The following is a 13,695-nucleotide window of genomic DNA, read 5'->3' as shown; positions in this document are numbered from 1 at the left end:
CAGCCGGAGTTCAAAACCCGGTTTTGAAACCGCGGGACGCGCGGACCCGGAACCGTCCGCGGGAGGGCCGGTTTTCCAAAACCCGGTTTTAATGATCTTGAGGGGGAGGGGCGGCCGGGCACCCCGACGCAGGGGACCGAGGGCCACTTTCAAAACCGGGTTTTGAAGAAGCCCGGCTCCCGGGTGCCCCGGCTCGGCACGGCGCGGCGGCAGCGCCGTCCGGCTGAGCGACGTGGGACACGCCCTGTCTTCAAAACCCGGTTTTGAAAACAGGGCCTGGCGGGGGCCGTGCGGTCAGCTCTCCGGGAGGGTTATGCCGAGTTCTCGCATGGCCGGGGAGGGTGGGCCTGCCGAGCGTTGGGTCTTGTGGCCCGTGACGCCGGGGGCCAGGGTGCGCGGGTCGATGGCTTCCGAGGGGGAGCTGGAGGCGTAGCTGCCGTGCGGCTGCTGGTCGCGGTCGTGGGGGAGGAGCCAGAACACCCGGCGCAGGAAGGTGCCCGAGACGCGGGAGGCCTTGGCCGTGCCGGAGAGGGTGGCGTAGCCGACCATGCGGCCGTCCCGGTGGTACGGCGGGCGGCCGCGGCGGCTCTGGAGCCGGTCGAGGGACTGGCGTACGTAGTCCAGTTCGTCGATCGGCTCCAGCCAGACGATTTCCGATTCGTGAGCGATCTGCTGGGGCTCGATGAGGGCGCTCACCGGACATCCTCCTCACCCGGGTCGGCCAGCAGGCCGATCCCGGGGTAGTACTTGCGCTGATTGGAGGTCAGCATCTGCTTCGGGCTGCTCATACCGACGGTTTCCCGGACCCGGGCTGCAAAGGCGCGCGAGGTGACCGGGTTGGCGCCCTCGTCGATGCACCACTGCCGGTACGCCTGGTACATCCGGCTCTGCTCCGCGCGCAGTTCCGGCCCGAGGGCGCAGGCCTCGCCGATGAAGCGGCCCATGTGGTCCTCGGTCTCGGCGTACGCGGTGGTGGCGATGCGCACCCGGCCGGGCCCGGTGAGGTCCTTCTCGCCCGACAGGTAGCGTCGGGCGCCGTCGATCAGCCAGGCGAGGATGCCCGGCCCTTCCTCCTGCACCAGGGCGTCGGCCAGGTTGTCGACCTTCCGGTGGTCGGGGACCACCCGTTCGAACGGAATCAGCCGCATGCGGCGCCAGAAGGCGAAGCCTCCGGTGCCGACCTCGGGCCGGTGGTTGCCCAGCAGCCACAGCTTGTGCGTCGGGTCGAAGGAGAAGAAGTCCTGCCGCATCCGGCGGGCCTTGATGCGGTCGCCGCCGGTGAGCAGCTTGACCCGGGCCTCGTCGAAGCGGTCCCCCGGCTTCAGCTCGGAGCAGACGATGACCCGGCGGCCGTGGAGTTCGGCGAGGTCGGTCGGGTGTCCTTCGAAGGGCTTGGCCATCAGGAAGCCGGGCGGGGCCGCGTCCGCGTAGTCGCCGAGCAGCTTCACCATGACGTCCAGCAGCACGGACTTGCCGTTCTTGCCGAGGCCGTACAGGAAGGGCATGATCTGCGCGCCGACGTCTCCGGTGATGGAGTAGCCGAGCAGCAGGTGCAGGAAGCGGATCATCTCCTCGCCCTCGGCGTCCTCGCCGAAGGTGTCCTGCAGGAACGACTCCCACCGCTTGATCGGGATCGGTTCGGGCCCGACCGAAGTCGCCCGCGAGTGGTAGTGCTTGCTCGGATCGGGGGCGCTGATGAGTCCCGTACGGAGGTCCACGACCCCCTTCGGAGTGCAGAGGGCGTACGGGTCGGCGTCCAGCTGGGTGGCGTTGAGGACCATCCCGGGTGCCGACTTGGCCTGGAGCAGCATCGCCTTCATGCCGGCCGTGGACAGGGCGCGGCGGCGGTGCTGGCGCAGGCTGGTGGTGGTGTGCTCGCCGCTCGGGTCGTGCACGGCCAGCTGTTCGGCCATCTCGCCGGCCGCCCAGACGACGGTGTCGTCCTCGTCGAGTTCCCAGCGGTGCCCGGCCCACTTGTACCAGCCGAGGCCCGGAACGTGCCGGTAGTCCCGCCCGTACAGCCGGACGAACAGCTTGGCGTTTCCGCGGTCGGTGAGGGTGTCCGGGAGCAGCCCGTCCGCGGTCGCCTGGAAGAGGGGTGGCTGGTTCTGTGCGGGCAGCGGGACCGGTCCTGCCTCGAGGATCTGCCGGGCGACGGCCACCGGGTCGAAGTCGCCGCCCGCGGCCGCGTCGAGCGGGGGCTGCATCATCGGCGGCCTCCCGCGTACAGGGGCCGGCTCTGCCCGGCGGTCATGCCGCCGGCGATGATCTGCCGTGCCCTGGCCTGCTGGCCGGGACGCACCCGGTCGGCGACGTCCTGCAGGGCGCGTTCCCCGTCGGCGGCGGCCAGGTGTCCGGCCGCGACCAGTCCGCCCACCGTGTACGCCGCCCGGTTGAGCTTCTCGGAGAAGCCGGCGCCTTCGGACTGCCGCCCGCATTCGGCGACTTCTGCCAGGACGGTGCTCAGTACGGCGGCGGCCTTGTCGCGGCCGCCGCAGGCCGTCAGGACGGCCTGCCGGGCCCGGGCGGGCACCTCGGGCCGGGCGGCGGGCGGGGGAGCGGTCCGAGCGGCCCGGGCAAACTGAGACCCAGGGGAGCCCTGAGAGCCCTGGGCGCGGGCCAGATGGCCCGTACGGGCGAGTTCCCCGGCCAGCCAGTCGGGGAGTTCGGCAGGGGTCCGGCAGGGGCCCACGGCCTCGTACCGGCCCGCCTCGGTCACGGTTCCGGGCGCGACGATGTAGCCGCCCTCCCCGCGTACGTCGACCTGCCAGGCCAGCGCCCGGCCGCGGCTGGACCCGGTGGAGCACAGCCAGCTCCGCCCGGCGCCTGCCCGGTACCAGAGGTGCAGCCCGCCGGAGGGGGTCCGGACCCGCAGGGTGTTCTCGTCTCCGGCGGGGTCGGGTGCGCCGTGCAGTGCGGCCAGTACGGCCAGGGTGTGGAAGCCGTTGGCCAGTCCGGTCAGGTCCACGCTGTCGGGGATGCCGATGCCCGGCAGGATCCGGTCCCGGGCGGGGACAGCGCCGGCGTGCGCGTCCACGTCGATGACGACGAGCCCTGCGGGGCCGGTTGCGACTCCGATGCCGAAGCCTGGGTTGGCGCCCCACCAGGCGTCGATGCGGGCCGGGTCGGTGGTGGCCGCGTGGAAGCCGTGGCACCAGCGCCCGACCGGGATGCAGGGGCAGCCCGCCGCCCGGTGGTCGGCGGCGCGGCACAGCACGCAGTTCTTCGGCGGGGTCTTGAGCAGGGGAGCGAGCGGGTGCACCGGCCAGCCCTGCTCGGCACACCACCGGGCGACCGCACGGGAGGGGGACGCGAGGGGCGTCATATGGCCACCTGCCGGTCGGTGGCGGAGACGGCCCGTGAGTCGCTGCACGAAACCTGCAGCTCAGAGGGCATGTCCAACTCCAACAGCGACCGAAGCGACTCAAACTCAACTATGGGGCCGTCACACCCTAGCGGACGGCTGCTCAAAGCGGACGGACCGGACCGGCGTGGCGAACGGGTGACGGCAGCAGCCCGATCGGGGGCCAAATCCGGGGCCGAGTCCGGGGCCAAATCCGGGGCCGAGTCCGGCCTCTGGCAGGGGGCAGCGACCGGCAGCGACCGGGCAGCGACGGAACGTCCTGCGGAAAGCGACTGAGCCGTTTCGGTCGCTGCTTCGGTCGCTGGGAAAAATTCGCAGGTCAGAGTGGGTCCTTAAGGCAAAACAGCGACTGAAGCGACTGAAGGTCTCTATCTATGACACGAATGCGCGCGCGCGAATGTCTTCATATACCGGAACTTGAGTCGCTTCGGTCGCTACTTGATCTTCACATGCCCCCTGACCTGCGGAAACGTCCAGCGACCGAAGCAGCGACCGAAGGTCTTCAGTCGCTTTTCGTTCAGTCGCTGAGCCCCCGAAGGGTCCACGGGGTCAGCGACCGAAGCGACCGAAGCGACTGGAGCGACCGAACGGGCCGGCCGGACCGTCTCGGCCGGCCGGACCGAACCGGCCGAGGACCCGGGCCAGCTCGCGCGCCGAGCCGCGGCCGCCCCCGGCGGTGCCCGCCACCGCGACCGGGGGCGGCGGCCAGCCGTGCGCGGCGATCCGCTCGGCGACCTCCGCGGCCAGGGCCGCCGCCCCGGAGAAGCAGCCCAGCACCAGCGGCCGGCCCGCCGCCAGGACCGGGCGGAGAGCGGCCAGACAGGCCGCCGCGTCCGCCGGGACCCCTGCCGGCAGGGTGGCCAGCTCCTGCGCGCCCGCGTACGTCTGGACCAGGGCCTCGTAGCAGTCGGGGGGCGTGCCCGGCGGCGGGATGAGGCAGACGGTCCCCGCCCGGGGGTCGGCCGCGTGCCGCAGGGTCTGCAGGCCCGCGGGCGGCCTGGGCGCCACCCTGGGCACCGGGGCGTCGGAGAGCCCCGCCAGGACCTCGCCGACCGTGGTGGAGTCCCGGGCGACGACGGGCAGCTCGCGCAGCAGCCGGACGGTCTGGGCGAGGATCTCGGCGGCATCGCCGTCGCCGATCCGGCTGCGGTCGTGGACGGCCGTCAGCACCAGGCCTCCCGCGGAGTCGTGGTGGGCGCAGAGGCTGAACGGCACGCCCGTGTGCGGGCCCACGGCCTCCGGCGGGTCCACCCGCACCCCCTCGGCGGCGAGCGCCTCCCGCAGGAACTCCCGGGACATCCGGGCGGTGTGCGGGTTGGAGCTGTCGGCGGGCGCCTCGAAGGCGAGGACTGATTCGGTGAGTTCGGGCTCGTACGGGGTACGCCCCGCCCAGGCGTGGATCTGCCCGGCCGAGATCCACTCGTAGGCGGCCGCGTCGAGGGCGTGCCCGGTCAGGCCGGACAGCAGCTCCGCGACGGGGGCGCCGGGGTCCACGACGGCGTGCCGGGGCAGGTGGGCCTGCAACGGGCCGGGCAGGCGCTCCACCCCGTCCAGCAGGATCCCCCGGCCGGAGGCCGCCACGGAGAACGCCACGTGCGGCTCGGAGCCGGCCCGGTGCAGCAGGAGCGCCCAGGCGGCCTGCAGGGCGGTGCTCTCGGCGGCGCCACGGCGTGCCGCCCAGTCCCGCAGGCGGGCGGCCTCGGGCGGGGTGAGCCGTTGCCGGGTCCGGCCGTGCCCGTGCCGCCCGGTGGGGCGGCCGCCGGGGAGTGCGGGCAGGGTCGCGGCACCGCGCGGGGGAGCGGCGGCGGCCCAGTAGGCGCGGGCGGCCGCCAGGTCCTGGGAGGACCACCAGAGCAGGTGGTCGCGCAGGTCGGGGCGGCGCGCGCCGCCCAGCGGGCGGCCGCCGGCCAGGTAGGCGCGGTAGAAGGAGTCCAGCAGGAGGCGCATGCTGCGGCTGTCCAGGAACGCGTGGTGGTAGGTGACGAGGACGCGGGTGGCGGCGGGTTCGTCGAGGACGGCGATGCGCAGCGGGCCGGGCCGGTGCAGGTCGAACTCGCGCTGCCGTTCGCTCAGCAGGAGGGTGGGCCAGTCGGTGGTCCCGGGCGGGTACCGGACGATCTCGGGAGCGGCGACGGCGTGCACGACGACACCGGGGCCGGCCCAGGCGCCGGCCGCGGGTCCGCCGCCGGTCGGACCCGCCGTCCCGGCACCTCCTGCCGTTCCCGCCGTCCCGGCACCTCCTGCCGTCCCGGACGTCCCGTACGCCGCCGCTCCCGGGGCGAGTGCCGCGCGCAGGGTGGCCTCTCCCCCGGACACCGCCTGCCAGGCGGCGGTGAACCGCTCCGTGTCCAGCGGCCCGTGCCACCGCCAGTGCAGCTGCTCGACGTGCAGCCCGCTCCCGGGGTGCGCGAGTCCGTCGAGCAGGACGTCGCGCTGCACCGAGGTGACCGCACCGGCGGCCGACCGGTCGCCGGGGTCACCCATGGCGCCGCAGCCGCCGGTTCCGCCCGTTGCGCCCGATCCGCCGGTTCCGCGGCCGCACCGCCGCCCCGCCCCGGACGGCTCCGGGAGCGCCGCGGCGGCCCGGCCCGGCTCCCCTTCGTCGGGGAGCGAGGTGAGCAGGTCGGCCAGCGGGCCCGCCGGAAACGGCGGCGGGGGCAGCAGCAGGGTGTGGTGGAGGGCCGTGTGGCGGTGCAGGGTCGGGATGCACGGCGCCAGCAGCGACCGTGCCGCCTCCCACGCCCTCGGGGTCAGCGGCCCGTACAGGTCCAGGGCGGGCGGCGGACCCGGTTCGATGACCACGGTCATGTGCGCCACGGTCGTCGGCTCCTCCCTGGCTGGGGGTACGGGCGTACAAAGGGGACCGAGTATGCGAGACCCCGCCACGCGGCGCTGACACGCCGCTGACACGCCTTCCCGTTTCCCGCCGGATCACAGCATCCGTACGGCGGACTCGGCGTGCCGCCGGGCCAGTTCGAGGGTGCTGAGGCTGGCCCGGCCGAGGGCCTCCCGTACGTGTGCCCGGGCGTCGGCGAGGGTGGCCCCGCGGCCGAGTTCCCGCTCGACGGCCTCCTCCCGCAGCAGCACCCGGTGCTGGGCCACCGCGGTGACGCCCGTTTCGTCGGGCAGCAGGGACCACTCGCCGGCGTGTGCCGCCAGCAGGGCCGGCGGCCTCGTCTGCTTGTGGACGATCCGCCCGGCGTAGGGGAAGCAGATCCGGACGGACTCCGTGTGGTGCTGCCGGCCGTCCCCGGTCCGGGTGTCCATGCTCACCATCTGCACGCCGGGGGAGTCCTCGGTGACCTCCGCCCGGGCGACGTGCGGCACCCGGCCGGGCCAGTCGGCGATGCCGTACAGGAAGTCGTAGACGAGCTGGGCCGGGCCCTTGACCCGTACCGCGTCCTCGAAGGCCAGCAGCAGCCCGTCGAGCCTGCCCCAGCGTTCGGCGGTGTCCTTCAGCTGTGCCAGCTCGGCCAGGCTGTTGGTGTCGGTGGCGCGGCGGACCCACTCGGCGTCCCCGGGGCGGTCCGCGGCGACCTCGTACTCGTGGCTCAGGAGCAGCCGGGAACGGTCCGGCCCGAGCTCCTCGACGGTCCAGCTGCCGCCCATCGCGAGGAGGGGGGCGGCCGGCAGCTCCTGGCGGAAGTCGATGCGGCGGGCGCAGGCGTCCAGCGTGCGGCGGGAAAGCCAGGAGGAGACGCTGCCGTTGGCGGTCGCCCAGATCCGGAAGCGGTCCCGCACGCCGTCGAAGTCGAGCCGCTCGACATGGATGCTCGGCGGGACGAACAGCGGCCACTGGGTGGTGTCTGCGATCAGCGCGTAGACCACCCCCGCGGGAGCGGCCACGTCCACCGCGTACGACAGGCGGTGCACTCGGGGACCTGACATCGGATCACACCTCTCTCCCCCCGCGCCCCCATCCTGACGGCAGTTCCCGGAGAACCGCTCGAGAAGTCCTCGAATCCCGCTCGGGGAAAGCGGAGGCCGATGACAGGGGAGTGGGAGAGGAGTGGAAGGAAATGACGGCGGTGCATCGACGGGGCACATGCACCACGCACGGACCATGCCCGATGTCGCCGGAACCTTGAGCGGGTGTCTAGCAGTTCTCGCAGGTCAGGCGTGTTCCGACAGGCCGGAACCTGTTAGGTTGCCGGGCGTGGGGATTGCCGCCCGACCCTGATTCCGATGGTTTTCGAACGCCGCTGTCTCGTCTTTCCGCGGTCCCGCCGGAATGCCGGAAGGAGCACAGATGGAATTCGCCGCACCAGCCGACGGGCCGTACGACTTCCGCATTCTGGGCCCCGTGGAGGTACACGACCGGCGCACCGGCTCCTGGATCGCGCCGCCCGGCCCCAAACAGCGCATCCTGCTCGCCGCCCTGGTGGTCCGGGCCGGGGAGGTGCTCACGGCCGACCGGCTCGTCGACGAGCTCTGGGGCGACGTACCGCCCATGGCCGCGGCCAACGCCCTCCAGGCCCATGTGGCCCGGCTGCGCAGGCTGTTGCAGGCGCCGGGGGAGGGCGGGCAGGACCGGATCGCCACCCACCCCATGGGCTATCTGCTGCGCCCGGGCCGCACCGCGACCGACGCCCAGCAGTTCCACCGGCTCTCCGCGGAGGGCCGCGACGCGCTCGCCGCCGACCCGGCGCGCGCCGCCGCCGTGCTGCGCCGGGCCCTGGACCTGTGGCGGGGGCCCGCCCTGGAGGACTGCGGGCGGGGGGCGATCTGCGCGCGGGAGGCCGACCGGCTGGAGGAGTTGCGGCTGACCACACTGGAGACCCTGTACGAGGCCGGTCTGCGGGTGCCCGGCGTGCGCCCGGGGGAACTGGCCGCGGAGCTGGAACGGCTGACGGCCGATCATCCGACGCACGAGCGCTTCTACGACCTGCTGATGACCGCCCTCCACCGGGCGGGGCGCCGGACCGAGGCCCTCGGCGTGTACGAGCGGGCCAGGCGGCGGCTGCTGTCCGAACTCGGGGTCGAGCCCGGCCCGGCCCTGCGCGGCCGGATGGAGACGATCCTCCGGAACGCCCCTGCCGGCCCCCCCAACCCCGGCGCTCCCGGCGGCCCCCGGGACCCCGGGCCGGCGGACGAGGCCCTGCCGGCCTTCTCGCCTGACGCGGCGGCCCTGCTGGACCTGGGCACCGAGATCGCCCGTCTCCGCCGGCACGTCGAAACCCTGTCCCGCGCGCACCAGGAGCTGGCCCGCCGGATCGACGCACAGCTCGGCAGCTCCCGCTGACCCGGGGCGGGCCGACGACGCCCGAAAGGCGCAACTGCGAAGGCATCGCGCCTGGTCACGGGGTGTACGAGGGCAGTAGCTGCAATCGGATCCGTGTGCCACGGTGACTCCCATGGAGGGGAATCCGCACACCCACGACCACACACACGGCCGCGACCACGACCACGGCCGCGACCACGACCACGACGACACCCACGGCCACCATCCTCACGACCGTGACCCTGGGCACCGGCACGAGCCCGGGAGTTCACGGCCGGCCTGGCCGGCCCGGCTGCGGCATCGGATCGCCCATGTGGTCACGCCGCACCATCACGATGCCCGGGACAAGGTCGATGCGGCGATGGAGACCTCCCGGGAAGGGATGCGCGCGCTGTGGATCTCCCTGGCCGTGCTGGGGGCGACCACCGCCGTCCAGGCCGTGATCGTGGCCCTGTCCGGCTCGGTGGCGCTGCTCGGCGACACGGTCCACAACGCCGCCGACGCGCTGACCGCCGTCCCGCTGGGCATCGCGTTCGTGCTGGGGCGGCGGGCGGCGAACCGCCGCTACACCTACGGCTACGGCCGTGCCGAGGACCTGGCCGGCATCCTCATCGTGGCGACCATCGCCGCGTCCGCGGCCCTTGCCGCCTGGGTGGCCGTCGACCGGCTGCTCAACCCCCGCGACATCACCCACCTGTGGGCGGTCTCCGCCGCGGCGCTGACCGGGTTCGCCGGCAACGAGTGGGTGGCCCGCCACCGCATCCGCACCGGCCGGAGGATCGGCTCCGCCGCGCTGGTCGCCGACGGCCTGCACGCCCGCACCGACGGGTTCACCTCGCTCGCCGTGCTCCTCGGGGCCGGCGGCGCCGCGCTCGGCCTGCGCGCCGCGGACCCGGTCGTGGGCCTGCTCATCACCGTCGCGATCCTGTTCGTCCTCAAGGACGCCGCCCGCGAGGTCTGCCGGCGTCTGATGGACGCGGTCGACCCCGCCCTCGTCGACGCCGCGGAGCACGCGCTGCGCGATGTGGAGGGAGTGAGGGACGTCGGGCAGGTACGGATGCGGTGGATCGGCCACGCCCTCCGCGCCGAGGCCGACATCGTGGTCGCCCCGCACCTGACCGTCGTCCAGGCCCACGAGCTGGCCGTCGCCGCCGAACACGCCCTGATCCACCGGGTTCCGCGACTGACCGCCGCCACCGTCCACACCGACCACGCCCCCACCGGCAGCCACGACCCGCACGCGGCCCTCGCCCACCACGGAGGCCGGGCCCACGCCTGACGCGCGTCACGCGGCGTCGAGCTGGTGTCAGTCGTCGATCGCCTGGTAGAGCGTGGTCCAGAAGTCGTGGATGAGCCGCACCGGGTCCGGGACGGACGTTCCGACCTGGGTGAGCAGGATTCCGGTGAGCCGGTGGTCCGGGTCGGCGTAGGTCGAGGTGCCGCTTCCGCCGTCCCAGCCGAACTGGCCGATGGGCGCGTAGTCGCCGCGGTAGGTGCGCACCGCCATGCCGAAGCCCCAGCCGCCGTGCTGCCCTTGGCCGTACGACACATGGACGTTGTTGACGGCCATGGCGTGTCGGGCGGCTTGCTGCTCGGGCGTGAGGCGGTTGGTGGTCATCAGCCGGACGGCGGGCCGGGACAGGATCCGCTCGGTCCCGTGCATGCCGTCGTTCAGGAGCATCCGGAAGTAGGCGTGGTAGTCGTCGGCGGTGGACACCAGTCCGCCGCCGCCGCCCTGGAACGCCGGAGGCTCGCTGTGGCGTCCCCCCTCGGCCTCGTCCCACACCATGAACTCTCCGGTCTGCGGGTCCGGGGCGTAGAGGGGCGGCAGCCGGTCGATCTTGTCGGCGGGCACGTGGAAACCGGTGTCCTTCATGCCCAGCGGGCCGAAGATGCGTTCCCGCAGGAACGCCTCGTAGGACTGGTTCGTGACCCTGGCCACGAGCACGCCGAGCAGATCGTGGCTGATGTGGTACTGCCAGCGCTCTCCGGGCTGATGCATCAGCGGAAGGGCGCCGAGGCGGCGCATCCACTCGTCCGGCTCGGGCATCGGCTCCGGCAGATTGGGCGTGAGCCCCTGCTGGAAGACGGTGTTCATGATCGGTGTGCCCAGCGCCGTCATATCCATGCCGAGCCCGAAGGTGGAGGTCAGCACGTCCCGTACGGTGATCGGCCGCCGCGCCGGCACGGTGTCGTCCAGCGGGCCGTCGATCCGCTTCAGCACCTGCCGGTCGGCGAGTTCGGGCAGCCACGGATCCACCGGGTCGTCCAGCCGCAGCCTGCATTCGTCGAGCAGGATCATCGCCGCCGCCATTGCGACCGGCTTGGACGTGGACGCCATCCGGAAGATCGTGTCCCGGCGCATCGGCGCGCCACCGTCGTGGCGCATGGTCCCGATCGCTTCGACGTGCGTCTCATCACCCCGGCCGACCAGGGCGACGAGTCCGGGTATCTTCCCGGACTCGACATGCCGTTCCAGCACCTCGCGCACCTTGCGCAGTCCGGTCTTGGAGAAGCCGCTGTTGTCCGTTCCCACGGTGAAACTCCTTGCGTCCGCCACCAACGTTCGGCAATCACTGAACATCGGCGACGGTACATTGCGTTCATCGATCCGTCAAAGATCAAAAAAGATCGATCTCGCTTAGCCATCACGGCAGTTGAGGATTCATTGCAATGATGGTGACACTGAATGCAATGGGCGATCGGGGTCGTGATTGCAATGGACTGCGTGCGAACGCATACTTGCCGCGGGGGTGCGGGCGCCGAGCCCCGCGCATGTGGGGCGATAGGAGACGAGCACAGATGCCCGGAGGCAGGCTCACCAACGAGGAGCGTCAGCACATCGCCGAGGGGCTGGCCGAGGGGCTCGGATACACAGAGATCGGCCGGCGTCTGGGGCGGCCCGCCTCGACCGTCATGCGGGAGGTCACTCGGAACGGCGGCCCCGAGGACTACGGGGCGGACCGGGCGCAGGAGGCCACACGCCATCGTGCACGCCGGCTCAAGCAGGCTCGGCCTCCGGCGCCGCCGGTCCCCGACAGCGCCCACGGGCGGGACCCCCGGGCGGTCCGGGACTTCACGGAATCCTTCACCGCCCTCCTCGAAGAGCAGGGCCTGCCCCGGATGATGGCCAGGGTGCTGGCCTGCCTGCTCGTCACCGACTCCGGCACCCTCACCGCCGCTGACCTGGTCCAGCGGCTCCGCGTGAGCCCGGCGTCCGTCTCACACGCCGTCACCTTCCTCGAGCAGCAGGGAATGCTCAGGCGGGAACGAACTCCGGGCGAGCGCCGCGAACGCTATGCCATCGACGACGAGATCTGGCTCCTGTCCACCCTTGCAGCTCTGCAGATGAACGACACGCTGGCGGCCGCATCGCGGCGCGCGACCGAGGTTCTCGGGGCCGCCACTCCGGCGGGCGCCCGCTTCAAGTCCTCCGCCGAGTTCCTCCTCCTCGTGAACGAGGCCCTCCAGAAGGTCATGGAGCAGTGGCGGCAGAGCCGGGCCGCCCGCAGCGCCGGGCGGCAGTAGGCACCCGCTGCCGGGCGAACAGCGGGTCCGTGGAGCAGCTCCTGCGGCCTTGCGGGCAGGTCAGGAACGGACCGCGTCCAGTACGGAGTCCAGGCCGCGCGGGCGGTCCGCGGTGCGCTCGGCGATGGCGGCGGCCAGCGCGGCCGGCGTGGGGTGGTCACGGAGGGATTCCGCCGGCAGGCGCACGCCGAAGGTCCGGTTGATCAGCGCCATGAACTCCGCCGCGTGCAGCGGGTTCAGGCCGAGTTCGGTGAAGGCGGAGCGCGGGTCGATGGAGCGGATGTCGCGGCACAGCAGTGCGGCGAGCCGCTTGTGCAGTTCCTCGGTGATCCCGTCGACGGAGGCCTCGACCGCGGCCGCCCGCGGGGCCGGTGCGGCCTCCGCCAGTTCCAGGGCGACCTGACGGGCGAACAGCGCGGGGGTCGGATGGTCGAACAGGTCGGTGGCCCGCGCCCGGACCCCGTACCGCGCGTTGACCACGGCGATGAACTCCAGGGTCAGCAGGGAGTCCAGACCCAGCACGGGGAAGGTCTGGTCCGGGTCGATCTTGTCCCGCTGGACCCGCAGCACGTCGCCGAGCACTCCGACGAGGTCGGCCAGCATGGTCTCGGGCGGCACGGCCGGCGCCGCATGCTGCTCACTCGTCATCGGTGGCTCCTTCACAGGATCGGTGGGGCGCGGTCACGGGCAGGACGCCGTGAGCTCCGCTGCGGTGTCGGCGGTGTCCGGGGCCGAGGTGCGGTACTTCGTCTCCCGGCCGGCGGGCACCAGGCTGGGCAGCAGCAGCGTCCACAGCGCACCGACCCGGCGCCGGAGTTCCCCGTACGGCATGCCCGTACCGGCCATCACCTCGATGCCGCAGGCGGCTGCGGCGACCAGGGATTCGGCGCTCTCCCAGCGGCTGTTCCCGCGCAGCTCGCCCGCGTCGCGGGCCTGCCGCAGCAAGCCGCACACGGCCGCGATCCACGCCCGGTGGAAGTCCGTGACCGGCTGGTGCCCGGTGCACTCCTTGGTGATGCGGAAGCTCGCGGGGATGGCGGGCTCCTCGTGCAGGGTGCGGGCCAGCCAGTGCGTGAGGTCGACCAGTGCCTGGAGCGGGGGGACACCCCGCTCGCGCAGGGTGCGCACCGAGTCGTTGAGCATGGTGATGCCGCGCTGCTGTACGGCTTCGGCCAGCTCGTCCTTGGAAGCGAAGTGGAAGTAGAGGGCTCCCTTGGTCACGCCGGCCGCCCCGGCGATGTCGCCGAGGGTCGCGTTCGCGTAGCCGTTCCGGTTGAACAGCTCGGCACCGGCGTGGACGAGCTTCCGGCGCGTCCGCTCCGACCTCTCCTGCACCGCACCGCCTCCTCGGCCCATGGCGGGACCCCTGGTCTTGCCTGCTGTCATGTCAGCCCACGCGTGCGAGTCGGTCGGCTCCGCCGTCGGCGGGCTCGACGGGGTGCTCGGGACCGGCCATGAGGATCGACCTCTGCAACCGGCGCAGCGCCGCGGAGGGTTCGAGTCCGAGTTCGCGGACGAGGGTGGCGCGTAGGCGTTGGTAGACGTCGAGGGCTTCGCCGCGGCGTCCGGAGCGGTGCAGGGC

The 13,695-nt window shown here is 72.9% G+C and carries 12 protein-coding genes; 3 read left to right on the top strand and 9 right to left on the bottom strand.

The features are described 5' to 3' along the window. Positions 1-294: 294 nt before the first annotated feature. The 5 genes from AB0447_RS33160 to AB0447_RS33140 form a co-directional block, all read right to left on the bottom strand. Positions 295-696, bottom strand: a complete 402-nt coding sequence (locus AB0447_RS33160; RefSeq protein ID WP_366480610.1) for a DUF6009 family protein — start codon at positions 694-696, stop codon at positions 295-297. Beyond that, entirely contained in the window at positions 693-2,210 is a 1,518-nt protein-coding gene (locus AB0447_RS33155) for a phage/plasmid primase, P4 family (protein ID WP_366480609.1), read from the bottom strand. Before AB0447_RS33155 ends, AB0447_RS33160 begins: the two co-directional genes overlap by 4 nt. After that, positions 2,207-3,325 (bottom strand): bifunctional DNA primase/polymerase, encoded by a 1,119-nt coding sequence (locus AB0447_RS33150; protein WP_366480608.1) that lies wholly within the window; start codon positions 3,323-3,325, stop codon positions 2,207-2,209. The genes AB0447_RS33155 and AB0447_RS33150 overlap by 4 nt, the downstream gene beginning before the upstream one ends. A gap of 588 nt (positions 3,326-3,913) precedes the next feature. Continuing rightward, complete coding sequence (locus tag AB0447_RS33145; RefSeq protein ID WP_366480638.1) at positions 3,914-6,172, bottom strand: condensation domain-containing protein; 2,259 nt, start codon at positions 6,170-6,172, stop codon at positions 3,914-3,916. Positions 6,173-6,295: 123 nt separating this feature from the next. Then, positions 6,296-7,252 carry an aromatase/cyclase gene (locus AB0447_RS33140; protein WP_366480607.1) on the bottom strand — a complete coding sequence of 319 codons (957 nt, stop codon included), beginning with the start codon at positions 7,250-7,252 and terminating at the stop codon, positions 6,296-6,298. 361 nt (positions 7,253-7,613) lie between these two features. Here AB0447_RS33140 and AB0447_RS33135 point away from each other — a divergent pair, with 361 nt between their 5' ends. Both AB0447_RS33135 and AB0447_RS33130 read left to right on the top strand, forming a co-directional pair. After that, positions 7,614-8,606, top strand: a complete 993-nt coding sequence (locus AB0447_RS33135; protein WP_366480606.1) for a BTAD domain-containing putative transcriptional regulator — start codon at positions 7,614-7,616, stop codon at positions 8,604-8,606. Positions 8,607-8,718: 112 nt separating this feature from the next. After that, positions 8,719-9,864, top strand: a complete 1,146-nt coding sequence (locus AB0447_RS33130) for a cation diffusion facilitator family transporter (RefSeq protein ID WP_366480605.1) — start codon at positions 8,719-8,721, stop codon at positions 9,862-9,864. Between the two features lie 27 nt (positions 9,865-9,891). Here AB0447_RS33130 and AB0447_RS33125 read toward each other — a convergent pair whose 3' ends face one another. After that, positions 9,892-11,121, bottom strand: coding sequence for a serine hydrolase domain-containing protein (locus tag AB0447_RS33125; protein ID WP_366480604.1), 1,230 nt, complete (start codon positions 11,119-11,121; stop codon positions 9,892-9,894). A 266-nt stretch (positions 11,122-11,387) separates the two neighbouring features. On the opposite strand from AB0447_RS33125, the gene AB0447_RS33120 reads away from it, so the two are divergent. Then, complete coding sequence (locus AB0447_RS33120; RefSeq protein WP_366480603.1) at positions 11,388-12,113, top strand: helix-turn-helix domain-containing protein; 726 nt, start codon at positions 11,388-11,390, stop codon at positions 12,111-12,113. Between the two features lie 60 nt (positions 12,114-12,173). Here the strand turns inward: AB0447_RS33120 and AB0447_RS33115 are convergent, their stop codons facing one another. The 3 genes from AB0447_RS33115 to AB0447_RS33105 form a co-directional block, all read right to left on the bottom strand. Beyond that, complete coding sequence (locus AB0447_RS33115; protein ID WP_366480602.1) at positions 12,174-12,761, bottom strand: phosphopantetheine-binding protein; 588 nt, start codon at positions 12,759-12,761, stop codon at positions 12,174-12,176. A 33-nt stretch (positions 12,762-12,794) separates the two neighbouring features. Then, positions 12,795-13,448 (bottom strand): ScbR family autoregulator-binding transcription factor, encoded by a 654-nt coding sequence (locus AB0447_RS33110; RefSeq protein ID WP_366480601.1) that lies wholly within the window; start codon positions 13,446-13,448, stop codon positions 12,795-12,797. 52 nt (positions 13,449-13,500) lie between these two features. Next, positions 13,501-13,695: BTAD domain-containing putative transcriptional regulator (locus tag AB0447_RS33105; protein WP_366480600.1), on the bottom strand; the 195-nt coding region annotated here is incomplete at its 5' end.

It is taken from the genome of Streptomyces sp. NPDC051211 (genome assembly GCF_040689505.1).
GTDB lineage: Bacteria > Actinomycetota > Actinomycetes > Streptomycetales > Streptomycetaceae > Streptomyces.
Note: the sequence above shows the minus strand (reverse complement) of the source record. Positions and strands in the feature narration are given on the sequence as shown.